The 18,930-nt window shown below is 47.5% G+C and carries 9 protein-coding genes; 6 read left to right on the top strand and 3 right to left on the bottom strand.

Annotation, left to right across the window (positions count from 1 at the left end):
* The first annotated feature begins 358 nt into the window (after nucleotides 1-358).
* The 5 genes from RIG27_RS21235 (at nucleotide 359) to RIG27_RS21215 (ending at nucleotide 14,161) form a co-directional block, all read left to right on the top strand.
* Nucleotides 359-1,375 carry a 2-hydroxyacid dehydrogenase gene (locus tag RIG27_RS21235; RefSeq protein WP_446348449.1) on the top strand — a complete coding sequence of 339 codons (1,017 nt, stop codon included), beginning with the start codon at nucleotides 359-361 and terminating at the stop codon, nucleotides 1,373-1,375.
* 860 nt (nucleotides 1,376-2,235) lie between these two features.
* A complete protein-coding gene (locus RIG27_RS21230; protein WP_446348447.1) occupies nucleotides 2,236-3,153 on the top strand; it encodes a hypothetical protein in 918 nt (305 codons plus the stop codon).
* Complete coding sequence (locus tag RIG27_RS21225) at nucleotides 3,153-7,367, top strand: hypothetical protein (protein WP_446348445.1); 4,215 nt, start codon at nucleotides 3,153-3,155, stop codon at nucleotides 7,365-7,367. Before RIG27_RS21230 ends, RIG27_RS21225 begins: the two co-directional genes overlap by 1 nt.
* A 3-nt stretch (nucleotides 7,368-7,370) precedes the next feature.
* Nucleotides 7,371-9,647: an OmpA family protein gene (locus tag RIG27_RS21220; RefSeq protein ID WP_446348443.1), complete on the top strand. Its 2,277-nt coding sequence runs from the start codon at nucleotides 7,371-7,373 to the stop codon at nucleotides 9,645-9,647.
* Nucleotides 9,647-14,161, top strand: coding sequence for a hypothetical protein (locus tag RIG27_RS21215; RefSeq protein ID WP_446348441.1), 4,515 nt, complete (start codon nucleotides 9,647-9,649; stop codon nucleotides 14,159-14,161). The genes RIG27_RS21220 and RIG27_RS21215 overlap by 1 nt, the downstream gene beginning before the upstream one ends.
* Nucleotides 14,162-14,403: 242 nt before the next feature.
* Here RIG27_RS21215 and RIG27_RS21210 read toward each other — a convergent pair whose 3' ends face one another.
* The 3 genes from RIG27_RS21210 to petB all read right to left on the bottom strand — a co-directional run bounded on the left by RIG27_RS21210 (nucleotide 14,404) and on the right by petB (nucleotide 17,031).
* Nucleotides 14,404-15,564, bottom strand: a complete 1,161-nt coding sequence (locus tag RIG27_RS21210) for a glycosyltransferase family 4 protein (RefSeq protein WP_446348439.1) — start codon at nucleotides 15,562-15,564, stop codon at nucleotides 14,404-14,406.
* A gap of 259 nt (nucleotides 15,565-15,823) precedes the next feature.
* A complete protein-coding gene (petD, locus tag RIG27_RS21205) occupies nucleotides 15,824-16,306 on the bottom strand; it encodes a cytochrome b6-f complex subunit IV (protein WP_446340446.1) in 483 nt (160 codons plus the stop codon).
* Nucleotides 16,307-16,362: 56 nt separating this feature from the next.
* Nucleotides 16,363-17,031, bottom strand: a complete 669-nt coding sequence (gene petB / locus RIG27_RS21200; protein ID WP_446340445.1) for a cytochrome b6 — start codon at nucleotides 17,029-17,031, stop codon at nucleotides 16,363-16,365.
* Nucleotides 17,032-17,543: 512 nt separating this feature from the next.
* Between petB and ctpA the strand changes: the two genes are divergently transcribed.
* Nucleotides 17,544-18,782, top strand: coding sequence for a carboxyl-terminal processing protease CtpA (ctpA, locus tag RIG27_RS21195; RefSeq protein WP_446348436.1), 1,239 nt, complete (start codon nucleotides 17,544-17,546; stop codon nucleotides 18,780-18,782).
* Nucleotides 18,783-18,930 lie beyond the last annotated feature (148 nt).

Here is an 18,930-nt window from a genome sequence, read left to right as displayed (position 1 = left end):
AGGGAATACGGCAAGGACTATTAGAAGGTATAGAAATATGTTTAAGATTGAAGTTTGGCAGCGAACCGTTAGATATTTTAGCCGAAATCTCGGAAATTCAGGATGTGGAACAGTTAAGAGCAATTCTAGCAGCGCTACCAGCCGTAAACACAATTGAGGAACTGCGTCAAGTTTATCAACCTAAGTAAAATGGTACTGGTGTAAGGCTGGTGGGCAATGCCCACCCTACGGCATATCAATGCACAATAAAAGTTAACGGTGGATATCGTCATATTTTTTCATCATACCATATAATATAATAGATTTGCAGTCAGTAATTTGCTGTTTTTTTTTACTTTATATCAAACAATAAACAACCATGAAAGTCGCTGTTTTCAATGCCAAATCCTACGACCGGAATTTTCTAGAAACTGCCAACGCGAATTATAATCATGACCTCGTTTTTTTTGAACCCCGACTGACTCAAGAAACCACAGCCTTAGCCGTCGGGTTTCCGGCGGTGTGCGTGTTTATCAACGATCAGCTTGATAAAACAACCTTGCGAGTGCTGGCTGCACAGGGAACAAAGCTGATTGCCACACGTTCGGCGGGGTTCAACCATATTGATTTAAATGCAGCGGCTGAGTTGGGCATAACTGTTGTGCGAGTTCCCGCCTATTCACCTTATGCTGTGGCTGAACATACCGTAGGACTCATTATAACCCTTAACCGTAAAATCCATCGCGCTTATAACCGGGTGCGAGAAGGAAATTTTTCCCTGGATGGATTCATGGGATTTGATTTACATGGGCGAACGGTAGGGATTGTCGGTACTGGTAAAATTGGTTTCCTGGTTGCCCAGATTCTGCATGGATTTGGTTGTCAATTATTGGCGTATGATTTGTATCCGAATCCTGATTGTGAAGCATTGGGGGTCAAGTATGTTGATCTCCAAGAACTCTTCGCGACTTCCGATATTATCTCTCTCCATTGTCCCTTAACGCCCCAAACCCGTCACCTAATCAATGCCCAATCATTGGCGCAAATGAAATCGGGTGTGATGCTGATTAACACCAGTCGCGGCGCACTTATTGATACGCAAGCCGTTATTGATGCGCTCAAGTCTCGAAAAATTGGCTATCTAGGTTTAGATGTTTACGAACAAGAATCTAACTTGTTCTTTGAAGATTTGTCTACGGAAGTGATTGAAGATGATGTTTTTCAACGACTACTAACCTTTCCTAACGTTTTGATTACAGGTCATCAAGCCTTTTTTACTGAAGATGCTTTGCAAAATATTGCTCAGACAACCTTATCTAACATTAGCGATGTCGAGTCAGGGCGTCCTTGTCCTAATGAGGTGAGCGCCCAGCGTGTTGTTGCAACTAAGTCTTGATCAACCGAAAGCGTTGAACCAGGAATCACTGTTAATGGTCATGAGAAAGTACTATATGCGCTCACAACTTGACTTGCTCCTGTTCCTTGTTCAGTGACTGCTCAAAAGTTTATCAAAACTTTATAAAGTAAATTTTTTAACAAAATGACTTGTCAGGTCAGATGCTATGAGTTAGGATAGCTTATTCGGGAAGTTTCCCCCGACCCCAAAAAATTGCCAGACTTCAAGCTCTGGCACAGTTTTGGCATGGGTTATAACTCATTCATCGCTTTACTCTATCAGTAGAGTAATAGTTTATAATCGTGAGTATCAGGGCATCTACACGACCTCTTGTCAGGTCATTGGTCATAGGCTACTATAATGAACTCTGAGAGCCTAAACCAACGGTTCTTAGCTATCAATCCATTGGAGCAGGGTTAACCGGCTAGATGCTTTTTAGCGTTTAGAGGTTGAGCCAAAATCGATAACTTAATTGCTCCAACTGACTATTGATATTAACGCTAGAGTTCATTCATTCACATCAGGGAATATACTGAAACTCACAAATTCAACCAATTAAAGCGGAGCGAGATGAAAAGGGATAACACGCTAATAGACAGTGTCTTAAGTTGAATAGCACTGAAATAAGCATTTAGGGAGCGCCAAAACCATTGATATACTGTAGTGGGTTTCGACTTCGCTCAACCCACCAGCCTTAATTCAGTGACATTCGTCTTAAGTTATTATTTCTTGTAAAAATCCCAAAAACAGTCAATCAAATTCACGGTCAATAGCAACGTTTGTCAGTCAATTGATGTGATGGAAAAACGGGTTTCCTTACTGTTGAACAATTCAATTCCCTTTTGGGGTGCTACCTTCTGATGAAATCTTTAACGGCAACGTTAGGAGTCCATGATCTGCTCCTAACCACGCTTATTGCTGCACTATTTTTCACTGGGACTTCATCGGTTACCGCCCAAGAAATTAAAAATCAAGCGTCGGCGTCCGGTGATAATTTGCCAGGTACAGGTATTGTTAACTCTAACGAAACCTCCCTAGTGGCAGGTCAGGCGGCTCTAGAGCTGATTAAAACAGCCGATCGCGCTGCCGCAGAACCGGGAGATACGGTGGTGTATCGCCTCGCTCTGAGAAACAGTGGTGAAGCCGCCGCCAGTGATATTGTGGTGACGGATCGATCGCCCTTGGGTGTACAATTTTTGCCGGAGTCGTTGCAAGGTTCGATTACCACAGGCACTAATACAGAACCCGTAACATTACCGTCAGCAGAGCGGGATGGGCGCAATGTCGCGTTTACGTTTCCCCGCTTAGAACCCAATCAAACCCTCAATATTATCTATGCGGCGGTGATCACACCCGATGCGGTTCGGGGCGATGGTCGAAATGTTGCCCAGGAACGACGCAGTAATATCGCCAGCTTTTTGATGCGGATTCGACCGGGAATTTTATCCGATTGCGGCACCATCGTGGGGCGAGTGTTCGTGGATAAGAACTTTGATGGCGAACAGCAACCGGGAGAACCGGGAGTCCCGAATGCGGTGATTTACATGGATGATGGTAACCGGATTACCACGGATACCGATGGTTTGTTTTCATTAGCCAACGTTATCGCCGGTCATCGCAGTGGGACACTGGATTTGAGCAGTTTGCCCGGATACAGCCTTGCCCCAAATCTCTATTTTATTGAAGGGAATAGTCAATCTCGCTTGGTGCGACTTTCACCGGGAGGGATGGCGCGGATGAACTTTGCGGTGACACCGGCTTATGGGGAGGAGCAGTGATGAAGAACACTCAGGATCAGAATAGTTGGGACGATTCGAGTCAAGCCAAACTACTGAGATTAACCCTTTATTTTTCGTTACTCAAAAGTATCGATGATTACAGTGTTCCCGGTAAAGGATGGTTGTCTTCGATATCTTTAGGGTTGCTGGTGATTCTAGTCGGGATGATTGGCATCATTCCGGTGGCGAAAGCCGATGAATTATTACCGGAAGCAGACACTGAGGGCTGGCAACTGGGTAAGGCAGAAGCCAGAGAAAAGGAGGCAGAAGGGATTGATACTGAGGCTCTCAGCACCTCGAACTTACCTGATCCGCAGCACGAGATTGCCACTCTAAGTGATGGGGTTGAGGAGGAATCTCAGTTAATTGAAAAACAAACGATAGAGCCTTATACTTCCAATCTGCTGCCTTCTGAATCTGACAACTTCGCCAATACCCGATCCGAAAGCATTGCCCAATCTCACAGCAGTGAAAACTTGGGCGATATTGAACCAGCCCGGATGGAATCGCCGCTAGAGCCTTTACCCAATGTGATTAGGGATGAAGAAGCCAAGGAGCAGGGGAGCCAATCGGTAGGGGCGGGTTTGACGGATAACGTTACTCAGAAAACCGATAACTTGACTAAACCCGCCCTGCGCCATGGCGCGTCTGGAACAGAGGATCAATGTAGAGACGTAGCATGCTACGTCTCGGAAGAAGAGGAGGAACAAACCCCAGAGTCGGAACTGGAAGCCTTCCAGGATGAATTCAGCCGCACGGCTCAGCAAACGATTAATAATGGGCTGCAATTGGCTCCCGGTGAGATTCGCATTCTCAGTCCGGAACCCGGTACAATTGGCGATCGCACAACGGACTTTATGATTCAGTATCATGCCGATAGTCAGGTTCAGGTGACGATTAATCAGCAGCCTCTCTCGGCTCAAACCCGGACAACAATTGAACGGGATGAGACTCAAGCCATTGTTACCCAAATATGGTACGGCGTCCCCCTCAAAAAAGGCGACAATACCATTACCGTTGCCCCAGATAACGGCACACCCGTTAGTCTAGAGCTTACCGTTGACCCTATAGCCGACCAAACCGACGTCCAAATTACCCTCACCCCCGTCGGTGATCCTCGTGTTCCCGCTGATGCTCGCTCGACGATTACGATTGAAGGGAGTATCACCAGAGAAACTGGGGAACTGATTGAAGAAGATGCAGTTGTCACCCTCACCGCAGAAGCCGGTAAATTTGTCGGCGCAGACTATAACGAGGATCAACTTGGCTTTCAAGTGTTGGCGAAAAAGGGGCAATTTAGCGCTAGACTGCAATCCGGGTTAGATGCCCAAAAAGTGCGGATTCGGGCGGCGATTGAACGACTCGGTGTCCCCGACATCGAACAAATTACCCTAGAAGAGAGTACGCTAGGCGCTGTTTCCACCTTTTCCGAACCCATCCAAGCCTATACCCAAATTGAATTTGTCACCCATCTGCGCCCTTCCTTAGTCTCTGGGGTGATTAATTTGCGGATTGGGGAAGCGGGAACCAACTTTTGGGAAAGTCGCCGCGAGTTTCTCAATCCCGATAGTATTGATGATGGTCTAGAAGCTGACTTAGATAGTGCTATTTTTGCCACCGGTCGAATTGGGGAATGGTTATTCACGGGAGCCTATAATAGCGATCGCGCCCTGAATGAAACCTGTGATGGGATTACCCGCCTATTTCGGGGACCCCAGTTCTGTGAGAACCAATATCCCGTGTATGGGGATAGTTCTACAGTAGACTATCTCACCCCCTCCAAAGACAGCGTATACCTCCGCTTCGAGCGTTCCTCTCCCGTGATTGGGGCAGAACCTGACTATGCCATGTGGGGGGATTACAATACCACCGAATTTACCCGTGCTTCCCAGGAATTTACGGCTACGGCTAGGGCATTACACGGATTTAAAGGGAATTATAACCTGGGGAATCTGCAAGTTACTGCCCTATTTAGCCCAGATGTCGAAGGATTTCAACGGGATACCATTCTTCCCGATGGCACCAGTGGCTACTACTTCCTCTCCCGTCGTTTGCTGATTCCGGGAAGTGAAAACGTTTACATTGAAACCGAAGAACTGAATCGCCCCGGTACCGTCATCGAACGCAAAGCCCTCTATCGCGGTCCCGATTACGAAATTGATTATGACCGAGGTTCACTCCTGTTTCGGCGTCCGATGCGAGCCACGGAATTTGACCCCTTTGGTAATACCTTAGTGCGGCGAATTATTGTTACCTATCAGTTTGAAGCGGATGACGACACCAATCTCTATGGGGGACGGTTGCAATATAACTTCTCCCAAGATTTTCAACAAGAACGGTGGATAGGAACCTCATATTTACGGGAAAACCAAGGGTTACAAAACTTTGAACTCTATGGTGCGGACTTCCTCGTGTCGTTGGGGACTCAAGGACGGATTGTTGGTGAATATGGTCATTCTACAAATGAGTCTCCGTTCATGGGATTGGTGACGGGAAATGCCTATCGGTTGGAAGCCGTCAATGCCTTTTCGGATACGATTCAAGGGCGGGCGTATTACCGTTCTGTAGAAGAAGGGTTTGCCAATAATGCCACCACCAGTTTTACCCCCGGTCAAACTCGCTATGGCGCAAACGTAGCGGCGCAACTGAGTGAAAGTACCAATGTACAAGTCAGTTTTGATCACGAAGATAACTTTGGTACTTCTCCCCTAGACCGAAGCGTCGTGGAGTTTTTTGACCCCTTCAATCCCGATAATATCTTTAATCGAGCCAGTGAAGCCTTACCCGGTAGCCGAGTGGATAATAGTCTGACCACATTCCGGGCGGGTGTAAACCAAAAAATTGGCTCCTCTGATGTGAGTTTAGAATATGTCAACCGTTCACGGGAAGACAATTTGGGTGATACCTTTGATACCAATACCAGTCAATTGGTGTCTCGCTTGAATGTTCCCCTGAATGAGGTTCTCACGTTCCGGACGCAAAATGAGTTGAACCTGAATGAAAGTGACCCCCTCTATCCCAACCGCACTACCCTGGGTTTAGATTGGGCGGTGGAACCGGGAGTAACCCTGCGACTGGCGCATCAGTTTTTCGATCAGGCACTCTTAGACGATAATTCGATTACCAGTCTGGAAACCATTACCCAATATCAGTTAGGGGAAAACACCTCCATGTCCTCTCGCTATTCGGTTATCGGGGGGTCAAATGGGATGAGGGGACAAGCCGCCTTGGGACTGAAACATGGTATCCTGCTAGCGCCGGGATTGCGCGTTAACTTGGGTTACGAACGCATCGCCGATGATATCTTTGATGCTACAGCCGCAGGCGGTAGCTTTTCTCAACCCTATGCTGTGGGTCAAAGTGCGGCGTCGTTGGGACTCACCGAACGTGATTCCTTTAGTGTTGGTGTGGAGTACACCGCCAATCCTGACTTCAAAGCCTCGGCGCGGTTGGAACATCGGGATAGTTCGGCTGGCGATAACACGGTAATTTCGGCGGCGGCGCTGGGTAAAGTTTCTCCTTCGTTAACCGCTTTGTTCCGTTACCAACAAGCGAGTGCAGCCAGTCAACTTTTAGAAGACTTAGATGATACATTGTCGGTCAAGTTGGGATTAGCCTACCGCAATCCTTTTGATGACCGTTTTAATGCCTTAATGCGATACGAATATCGCAAGAATCCGTCTACGATTCCGGATACTTTACTCTTTGGGAGTGGTACAGGTTCCAATGATCACGTCTTTTCCGGTGAAGGGATTTATGCACCGAATTGGCGCTGGGAATTTTATGGGAAATTTGCCCTGCGCCGCAGTACGACTGATTTAGCTGACAATTTCAGCAATAGTAGCACCATTTATTTGGGACAGTCACGCATCACCTATCGATTGGGCTACCGGATGGATTTAGCGGTAGAAGGGCGCTGGATTGGTCAACCCTCCGTCAATTTTGATGAGTGGGGTTGGGCACCGGAACTCGGATACTATATCACCCCCGATTTACGAGTTGGGGTTGGCTATAGCTTCGGTAGCGTCGATGACCGAGATTTTACCGGGTATCGTTCCGAAGGGGGTCCCTATCTGAATGTGACATTTAAGGTGAATGAACTCTTTGGTGGATTTGGACGGCAAAAAGTCGCCCCGCCACCCCAGCAAGAGGAATCTCAAGTACAGCCCGTGGCGAATAATGAACCAGCGGCAAATCCCACGAGTGAGGAGTGAGAAATGGTGTTCAATCAAAAAGATAGTTCAGAGTCATTTTTGCCCCGGCGACTAGAAGTCGCGGCTACACAAACAAAGTCCGCCTTCGCGGACTGGACGATAAAGGAGATAATCAACTCGGATGTCGTATTAGACGGACATACTATCACCCAGACAACGAACCAAGGACAACGGACAACGGACAAAAGACAGAGGACAAAACTTCAATTTTCCTTAACCTTAGCGTTAGCAACTGTCTTAACATTGCCCACGTTAGCGATAGCCCAATCACCAAATTTACGAGTGGTGGTTAATAGCACTCAGGATAGTATCGCGCCCGATGAGTTGCTCACTTTACGGGAAGCAATTGAATTAACTAATGGTGAGTTGACAGTTAATCAATTAAGTGCTATTGAAAGAACGCTGGTGAGTTACAGTCCTGAACAATTCTCCCGAATTGAGTTTAATTTACCCCCCCAAGACACCACAATTTATCTAACTGAATTATTGCCCCCTTTGGCAAGCCCAGGACTTGTGGTGGATGGGACAACCCAACCGGGGTATGATCCGACAACCTCACCCACGGCGGAAATTGCTATTCCTCAACCGATTGTGACGATTACTCCGACACCCGGTCAGCCTATTTTGCGGGGATTAACAATTGTGGCAGATGGGGTCACAGTGAGAGGGTTGAGTATTTACGGTTTTAAAGCCGTAAACGAGACAACTTTAGCCGCGCCTCCAGCAGATATTTTTATTGCCCATTCCTCACCGCCACCGGATATTAGCCAGCAAGAACCACCTAATTATCGGTTTCCCTTTTATCCAGAGAATGTTCCCCCTAAAGATGTGAACCTTGAGTTCAATTGGTTGGGAATTGCGCCGGATGGGGAAATGCCAGAAAATCGGTCAGGGTTTGGGGTGTATGTGTTTAATAGTTTAGGTACAAGGGTTTACCGAAATCGGATTACTAACCATGATGGCAGTGCAATTATTACTTCGGTGCAAGCGAATAATTTACAGGTGAGTGAAAATATTATTATCGGAAATGGTATTGATGGAATGCCCGATGCGATTCGCTTGGAAGGGGTGATTAATGATTCAGAAATTACCGGGAATTTAATTTGTGGCAATGATGGCAGTGGTGTGTATTTATTTAAACCGGAAGGGGCGGTACAAATTCGCGAAAACCAGATTATTTTTAATGGTAGACGCCTGCGACGGGCGGCGGTATATTTGATGGGAAATAATCACCAAGTTATGGGGAATCAAATCGCTTATCAGCCGGGACCCGGTGTGGTGGTGACGGCGTATCCAGATAGCGATCGCAATGTGATTGAGACGAATCGGTTTGCGGGGTTGGAGGGGTTGAGTATTGACCTGAATGCCCAGCAACATGTGGAACCGATTCATTTCCAAATTGGCGATGGTCATAATCCCCCCCGGACAACAAAGTACCAAAGCCAGACCACAGCGAACAATGGGATTAATGCCCCTCAATTTGCTTCCGAGGAGTTGGTTCAGTTGGGGGATGAGTTAGAAGTGTTGGGTCAAGCTGAACCGGGTTCAACAGTGGAACTCTATCGGGTACGGGAAGCCGCCGAGAGTGTCTATGGTCCCTTGAGTGAACCGATTGGTAGTGCGACAAGCGATGGGGAAGGTCAATTTAGCCTGAGGTTAACAGGGTTACAGCCTGGGGATAGAATTAGTGCGATCGCGACTCACCCCCAAGACGGGACATCAGAACCCGCCCTGAATGCGGTGGTGAAATCCTCAGATGGTACAATTCCGCCGAACCCAGAACCCCAACCCCCTGTGATTCCTCGATGTCTCAGCCAAACACCTCCTCCACCTCCCGCCGAATTCACACCACCGCCCCAACAACCCCTGACGCTGCGCGTTCCTCGGAATGTGCATTTTGCCCTAGATCGTTCGGATATCTCGCCAGAGAGTGCGGCGGTACTGGATCAAGTCGCAGCGGTTCTCAAAGAGTATCCCTTCCTCACCATTGAACTACAAGGACACACTGACCCCCGCGCTAGTGTCGCTTATAACCAAGCGCTGGCAAGCCGTCGGGCGTTATCCGTGCGGAATTATCTATTGCGTCAAGGAATCGATCCGGGACGCATGACGATTCGATCCTTCGGTGAAAGCCAGCGCCGGACAACAGGTAGCGGGGTGGTGGATTACGCACGCGATCGCAGAGTAGAAATTATTTTCCAAGATCTCAGAGGGTTGGAGATTATTTTTGAAGACCAAGAAACGGACTTACAAATTGAATCAACAGGGGGGAATCCGTAGTGTCTATCGTTCAAATAACTAACCCAAAATCATCCTTAACCATGATTCGTCAGTTTCAGAACTCACTAATTTCCTTACCCGTTAATTTTGCGCTGTGGCTGTTACCTGTTTTGGGGACAATTGTCGCGGTCAATCCGGCTCAAGCTCAATTTGATGTTCGGGAACAGCGAGCGATTACCGGTGATATTGAAATCATTGGTAATACCTTAATGACCTGTCCCGTACCAGAACCGGGTGATCCTCCTAATTTTGGGATAATTCCTGGTCAAGACTTGCCACCGGGTATATCTGGTCCACCGAACTGCATCAACGCCCAAAATAATAACAACGGGGAAGGTGGTACTAATGTCAACTTTGAGATGGAATATGTCGATGCAGATGAAGATCAGACAACCTTTAATTCCAGTAGTGCGACCCTGACTCTCCCTCCAGGCGCTACGATTGAGTGGGCAGGTCTTTACTGGGGCGGGAGATCTAATGCTGCTAATCGCAATACGGTTAAATTTAGAAAGAATATCGGGGCTTACCAATCTGTGGTCGCCGAATCTTTAAATACGTTCCCAACTGCTAACTTCTATCAGGGATTTGCTGAGGTCACTAATATAGTCAACGGTAGTGGCGAATACTGGGCAGCTGATGTTGAATCGACGACAGGTTCTAACCAATATACGTCGTGGAGTCTAGTTATAATTTATAGAGACCCAGCTCGTAATTTCCGCTTACTCACAGTCTTTGATCCAATTAATGATAACTTACCCCTGGTCATTGGTCCGACAGGTGGGGCAAATTCAACATTAAATCTTACCTTAACTGGGTTTGTCACTCCTCCCGCCGATCCCTTTGATATTGATTTAGGCATGGTCGTCTATGAAGGAGATTCGGGTATAACCAGCGACCAAGTGCTTCTGGAAGGTCGGGAACTATCGAATAGTTTCAGCCCTGACAATGATATTTTTAATAACACGATTGACAATTTTATCCAAAGTCCCCCATCTGCCAATTCTAGAAATCCATTTTTTCCCAACCAGCTTGGTTTTGACATTGAAACCTTTTCCTTAAACGGGGGACCTGGTGGCATTATCGGGAATAATGCTGAGCAAGCCGAATTTATATTCAGCAGTGGCACCAATTCTGAAGGTATACTACCTGGTGTATTTACATTGGGGATTGATAGTGCCTTACTGGATGTGGAAAAAACAGGTCCTGGCACCATAACTCCGGGTGGTACACTCACTTACACAATTACTGTCACCAACCAGGGACCCGTAACCGCAGAAGCCGTCGTCGCAGAAGATGAAATCGTTCCTGGACCCCCCGACCTCACATTTATTTCCAATAGTGGCGCCTGCACAACTCCTTTTCCCTGCGACCTGGGTGACATTCCTGGGGGAACTACTCTCCCGGAAACAGAGCGAACCCGAACGATTACCAGTACGTTTCGTGTCGCTCCTGACTATAGTGGTCCGAGCACAATTACAAACACCACAACGATTACCTCTGCAACTGACCCGGAACCGAGGACATCAACCATAACGACTGAGGTGGAGGAAAACCCTGTGATTGGTGTGGCTAAAACGATTGGTGCGATTACACCTCTTAGTGGAGGTCGCTTCCGGGTTACCTATGACATAGCCGTAGAAAACCTGGGTAATGTAAGGTTAAGTAATGTAGAACTAACTGAAAATCTCAACGATACCTTTGACTCAGGTACATTCTCTGTCACCAGCGTCAGCAGTTCTGATCTAACGACTAACAACAACTATAACGGCACCACAAACACCAATCTATTAGCATCAGGAAATACCCTAGAAGTTGCTCAAACCGCTGAGGTTCAGTTAGTAATTGAAGTGACTCCATCTGACTTGAGCCAGGAGTACACCAATCAAGTCCAAGGGACAGGGACATCACCGGCTGGTGAGACAGTAACGGACGATTCAGATAATGGATTCCCCAGTGATCCTGATGGTGATGGTAATCCCAATGAACCTGGAGAAAATGACCCCACTCCCCTAAACTTTAATAACCTTCCCGATAATCCCGTAATTGGTGTCGCCAAAGGTGTGAGTTCAATCATTCGCCTAGGAGACAATCGCTTCCGGATTACCTACGACTTGCTGGTCGAAAACCTAGGAAATGTGACGTTGAATAATGTGGCATTGACGGAAAACCTCGACGATACCTTTGGTGCTGGGACGTTCACCGTGACTAGCGTCACCAGTCCCACCTTGACAACTAATCAAATCTATGATGGCAGTAACAACATCAATCTGTTAGCACCAGGTAATACCCTAGCGGTGGGTCGAACGGCAGAGGTACGGTTAGTGATTGATGTCACGCCACCCAACCTGAACCAAGACTACACCAATCAAGTGGAAGCGACGGGTACATCACCCGATGGGGTTCCTGTGAATGACTTGTCCGATAACGGGGTGCCAACCGAACCCGATGGACTGGAAACAGACCCCAATAATGATGGAAATCCCAATCAACCGGGAGAAAACGACCCCACCCCCGTTAACTTTAGTAATGTTACCGAAAGTCCGGGTATTGGTGTAGCGAAGAGTGTCGGTTCCATCGAACCCCTTGATCAGAATACGTTCCGGGTTACCTATAACATTGGCGTAGAAAACCTCGGCAATGTCAGTTTGAGCAATGTGGAACTCAATGAAAATCTCAACGCCACTTTTGGTGTCGGCAATTTCACGGTCAATAATGTCAGCAGTCCCACGTTGACCACAAACGCTGACTATAACGGGGGTAGTAACACCAATCTTTTAGCACCAGGTAACACATTGACTGTGGATCAAACTGCCGATTTAACCTTAGTCGTAGATGTTACCCCACCTGACCTTAACGATGACTATACCAATCAAATCCAAGGAACAGGTACATCTCCGAGTGGTGCTCCCGTGGAGGACTTTTCCGATAATGGGTTCCCCAGTGATCCGGATGGCGATGGCAATGCCAATGAACCTGGAGAAAATGACCCCACTCCCGTCAATTTTAGCGGACAATTCCCCGCGATTGGTGTTGCCAAAAATGCCACGTCAACCACACCCTTAGGAGCCGGTCGCTTTCTGGTCACCTATGATTTGTTGGTGGCGAATGTTGGGGAAGTACCGTTGAGCGATGTGAAGCTTCTAGAGAATCTCAATGATACTTTCGGTGCAGGCAATTTCACGGTCGTCAATGTGACTAGCCCCACCTTAACCCTTAACCCCAACTATAACGGGAACAATGTCACGAATCTGTTAGGGACGGGTAACAATTTAAATGTGGGTGAAAGCGCAACGATGCAGTTAGTCGCAGATGTCACCCCACCTGACCTCAACCGTGAATATAACAACCAAGTGCAAGCCACGGGACTCTCACCCAATGGAACATCAGTGGATGACTTTTCCGATAATGGTGTTCCCAATGGTGTTCCCACTGACCCCGATACTCTTAATCCCAACCCCGGTGGTGGAAATACAGCAAATGGACCGGAGGAAAATGACCCCACCCCAGTCACCTTTACCAACACTCCCGAAAACCCAGGTATCGGTGTGGCGAAGAGTGTCGGTACGGTACAAGACAATGGTGATGGTACATTCACGATTCCTTACACCATTGTTGTTGAGAACTTAGGCAATACCACATTAACCGAGGTACAAGTAACCGATAACCTTTTCGGAAATAACCGGAGTGCTTTTGCGGGGACTCAGAATGTTCGGATTGATGATGACCCGATTGTCACAGGTGCGCTGAGTCAGCCGAATCTGAGCTTCGATGGTAACAGGGATCAGAATCTGCTATCGGGTACTGAAAGCCTAAGTCCCAATCAAACTGCAACAATAACTTTAAATGTGATTATCACCCCAGGGAATAATCTTGGTCCCTTTGAAAACAGCGCCGTTGGACAAGGGAATCGCAATGGCAGAATCGTGAGTGACGCCTCTATTCCGGGTACAAATCCTGACCCGAATGGTGATGGCAACCCCGGAAATGATAACCAACCTACAGTGGTTTCCTTTGGACAACCGAACTTGCGTTTAGTCAAACGGATAACGGATGTGTTGAGAAACGGTGAATCCCTGAGTGATGTTAATTTGAATCGTGTGATTGATGATCAAAATGACCCCGATGATAATGTTAGTGGCTGGTCGGCACTGCCGAATGGACTGCTCGGAGTGATTAATTTAGGCTCAGAAGTATCACTTCAAAGTGGTGATGAAGTTGAGTATACGATTTACTTCTTGTCTGATGGTGGACCCGTCGTCAACGATGTTCAAATTTGTGACGCGATTCCTGAACAGACAACGTTTGTGCCAAATACTATTGAGTTGAATGAAACCTCTCTAACGGACAATGAAGATGCAGATCAAGGCATCTTCTTTAGCGAGTTAACACCTGTTACTCCGCCTTGTCCCAATCCTGACAATCCCAATGGTTCAGTCCTGGTTAATGTGGGAGATGTACCCAGTACACCACCGACGAATGTTGGGTTTGTCCGTTTCCGCGTCACCATTGATTAGATAAAGGCGGCGGGAGGATGTTAATCTCACCTGGATTAACATCCTCATGAAACGGCGTGGATGAGGCACTAAAGCACCTACTACGAACGAACAGGTTGTGTCCCTACTGGTTCGATTGGTGTCAATCGAGGAGAAGAGGGCGACCCGAGTTAATTGAGTGGACTGGTGTTGTTAAATGTGAGAAGCGGGTGGCCCCTACACATCTCGTGATGCAAGGAACTTCAACAAACCAGGACGAGGCTTTAGACCCAATTTTTCGGTAAATTAGATAAGAGTTGTTTAAACTGTTCCTGAAAAGCATCTCGGCTAAATTGAGCCAGACATTGTTCTCGCAACCACTCCCCATCACAGCGCTGATCCTCGCCTTTGAGGATTTCAATACAGGCTGCTGCTACAGCGTCTGGATCACGGTGGGGTACTCGCCAGCCTAAACGCCCATCCTGTAAGGGATCAGCCGAGCCATCAGCGTCGCCAGCTAATACAGGTTTACCGCAAGCCATGGCTTCTAGATAGACAATACCAAAGCCTTCTTGAGAGGGCATGATATAAGCATCAGCTATGCGGTAATGTTCAACTAAGTCATTGGTGGGAACAAACCCAGCAAAAACCACGCGATCGCGAACACCAAGTTCTTGAGTCAGTTGTGCTAATCTAGGCTGATCATCACCACGCCCAATCACTAAATAGTTCACCTCTGGGAAAACCGCCGCGATTTTGGGGAGGGCGCGAATCGTTACATCCACTCCCTTATAAATATCCCCTGACCACAGACGTGCTACAGTCATTAATACTTTAGCCCCTGCCAAATCATATCGCTGAATTAACTCTGGAGACTTATCACCAGGGGTAAAGGCATCAGTATCCACCATACAGGGTAAAATTTTTACCTGATCGGGATCTAAGTCATTCGCCGCACCAGCGCGATCGCGACTGTAGCGACTAATTGTCCAAATTTGAGCCGCACCAGCTAACGCCCGACGTTGGGAATTGGGTAATTCCTGCCAAACTTCCTTACCATAAGTCAAAACAGTATAAGGAATACCCAATGGCTGACAAAGAAACTGAATTAGAGGGGCTAGGTTAATATGACCACAAAAGACATGCTTGGGGCGTTTTTGCCATAAACAAAGCCCCAGCGCGGCGGCTAACCGGAGACGCCCTAACATTGGGGGTTTGGTTTTCAGGTAATGGAATTGTAGACAGGGAACATCAAACGGATTGTCGCAATCTGGGCTATCCCGGAGTAAAAATACCTCAGCCCCGATCTCAGCTTCAGTTTGAGCCTGAATGGATATATACGCTTGTAATATATTTTTGACGTAGGATTGAATACCGCCTTCAATGGCAAAAATCTCTAGAAAAACAAATAAATGATGAGTTGGGGTATTATTCAGACTCCTCAATTTTTTCTTTTCCCCCGACTTACTAATGCTGTATGTTTAAATTTTTCCTAACCCCAATACTACTCGAATAAGTTCTATTTGGCTGTTCCCAGGAAATCGGTCAAGAAACCGGCTCCGAGCAAGGTGAAAGGTTGATACGTTGTCATCCTCACAAGAAACCCGGTTTCTAGGAATACTTGATAATATAACACCTGCCATTGCCTTAGATAGAGAGATAACTAAGACAGCGACAGGTGTTAAGTTCAAAGAATTTGAACGTTTAGAACAGACCCAAAGTAAAGGATTTGTCAATGGGGAATGTTGCACCAATACCCATCCACAGCGTAACCAGGGTACCAATCATAAAGACAGTGGTTGCCACTGGGCGGCGGAAAGGGTTTTGGAACTTGTTGACGTTTTCGATAAAGGGAACCAGGATTAGACCGAGTGGAATCGCTCCCGTTAACGCAATCCCCAAGAGTTTATTAGGAACAACGCGCAGAATTTGGAATGAAGGATAGAGATACCATTCCGGTAGGATTTCTAGGGGAGTGGCAAACGGATCAGAGGGTTCGCCAATCATAGCTGGATCGAGGACAGCTAGACAAACGCATAGCGCGATTGTCCCCATAATCACGATTGGGAAGGTGTAAAGCAGGTCATTGGGCCAAGCGGGTTCACCGTAGTAGTTGTGACCCATGCCTTGAGCCAATTTTTCGCGTAATTTGGGATCGCTGAGATCCGGCTTTTTCAGAATTGACATGATTTTAAATGTCCTTAATCAACAAAGAGTAGCACGTCTTTGCGGGGATTTGCACTTTAGAGGGGACCGGAGATACCCTGCTTACGAATCATGATAAAGTGCAGCAGCATGAAGACGGCAATGAGCCAAGGAAGAACAAAGGTGTGCAGGCTGTAGAAGCGAGTCAAGGTAGCTTGACCCACACTTTGACCGCCACGAATGAGTTCAACGATTAAGGAACCAACTACAGGAATCGCATCAGGAACACCGGAGACGATTTTGACCGCCCAGTAGCCCACTTGATCCCACGGTAGGGAGTACCCTGTCACGCCAAAGGAAACGGTAATGACTGCCAAAATTACGCCGGTTACCCAGGTCAATTCCCGTGGCTTTTTGAATCCGCCCGTCAGATAAACCCGGAAGACGTGCAAAATCATCATTAGCACCATCATACTGGCAGACCAGCGATGGACGGAACGGATCAGCCAACCGAAGTTGACATCCGTCATGATGTACTGTACCGACGAAAATGCCTCAGTGACCGTCGGTCTGTAGTAAAAGGTCATAGCAAATCCAGTGGCGAACTGGATAATAAAGCAAACCAGAGTAATTCCACCGAGACAGTAGAAGATATTAACGTGGGGAGGAACGTACTTTGATGTTACGTCTTCAGCTAATGCCTGAATTTCTAGACGCTCCTCAAACCAGTTAAAAGCTTTTGATTCAGTTACCTGCTTAGAAAACATGAAGCCAGAATTTTTAGAAGGATATTGCTGGAAAGCGTGTGAGCTAATCCTGGATAGGGTTAAGTCTATCAGGAAATGAGATAGCTCTGGGGCTAGCGTGTTGAATACCGCTGGGGCGGAATTTTTGTATCGGGAACACTGACCCGATTTGAAATTGCTCTATGAGAAATGTAACATAACTTGACAAGAGTAGTCCTTTGTCATTCGTCATTCGTCCTTTGTTGAAAACTACTTGCACTCTGTCGGGGCGGGTTTAGGGATATCAGGGTGAAAACCAAACGTTAGCAGTAAAACCCGCCCCTACATCTCCCCTAGCTCCCCCTGCTCCCCCTGCTCCCCCTGCTCCCCCTGCTCCCCCTGCTCCCCCTGCTCCCCCTGCTCCCCCTGCTCCCCATCACCCCATCTGCGCCAACAGGAGGGGGAAACTGTACCCCTGGCACACTTATTTTTCCAGACTTTGCCAAACTAGATAAATGAGAGCATCAAAGCCTAGCGTTAATTTTTGTTGAGTTATGCCAAAACGATCATTCTGGGTTGGACTGATAATCCTTTGCCAAATTGTCCTGCTATGGGTGGGGTGGACTCCCTCAGCTTCAGCATCGACTCAAGAACAACAGCTATTTTCTGAAGCGTGGCGGATTGTCTCGCAAGCGTATGTGGATGACTCCTTTAACGAGCAAAACTGGTGGCTGGTGCGCCAGAAAACTCTGAAGAAGGATTTAGAGAACCGTGATGCCACTTACAAGGCGATTGAGGGCATGTTAGCCACTCTAGATGATCCCTACACGCGACTGCTTAAACCGAGTCAATATCGCAGTCTCAAGGTGAATACATCCGGTGAACTGTCTGGTGTGGGGTTACAAATTGCCCTGGATGATGAAACCGGTCAATTAGCTGTTGTCGCGCCCATTGCTGGATCTCCCGCCGAGGAAGCCGGAATTCAACCGCGCGATCGCATTGTGGCAATTGATGGCGAAACCACAGCCGCCTTAACCCTTGATCAAGCCGCCGCCCGGATGCGTGGACCTGTTGGCACAAGTGTAACCCTATCAATTCAGAGTAAGGACGAGCAACCTAGGGTGATTGAACTCGTGCGCGATCGCATTGCCCTCAATCCAGTTTATGCCGCACTCGATTCTGAATCCAACAGCGTCCCCATTGGCTACATTCGCTTAACCCAATTTAGTGCTAATGCGCCCACGGAAGTCGCCAATGCCATTAACCAACTCGAACAAGAAGGAGCAAATGCCTACATTCTCGATCTGCGGAATAATCCCGGCGGTTTATTGCAGGCGGGTTTAGAAATTGCTCGTCTCTGGCTGGATCGTGGCACCATTGTCTATACCGTTAATCGCAATGGCATGATCGGCAGTTTTGATGCTTTTGGACAAGCAGTTACAGAAGCACCGTTAGTCGTATTAGTCAACCAGGGAACTGCCAGCGCCAGTGAAATTTTAGCAGGCGCACTTCAAGATAATGGCAGAGCGGAACTTGTCGGGGAACGAACCTTTGGTAAAGGGTTAATTCAGTCCTTATTTGACTTATCCGATGGATCAGGTTTAGCCGTAACCGTTGCCAAGTACGAGACTCCCAATCACCGAGATATCAACAAGTTAGGGATTACGCCCGATTGGGAGGTGTCTCTTGATCCGATTCCTGTGACTCGTGCGGGTACAGCCTCAGATCGACAATATCAAGCCGCCGTGGAGTTATTGACGGGGAATTCTGTCTTAGCCGCAAAAGCCGCATAACAAAAGCGGAGGTGCAGGGGAGATGGGGGAGATGAGGATGCCGCCGATTCTGTAGGGGCGGGTTTTACCCATAACGTTTTGGCAGCAACCGATAACTGAACTAAACCCGCCCTTCTGGGGATTCAGGGGAAGCAAAAATTAAATTAGA

Origin of the sequence: Coleofasciculus sp. F4-SAH-05 (assembly GCF_040222985.1) — a bacterium.
GTDB classification, from domain to species: Bacteria; Cyanobacteriota; Cyanobacteriia; order Cyanobacteriales; family Coleofasciculaceae; genus Coleofasciculus; species Coleofasciculus chthonoplastes.
The sequence above is the reverse complement of the archived record's forward strand: the minus strand, read 5'-3'. Positions and strand labels throughout refer to the sequence as shown.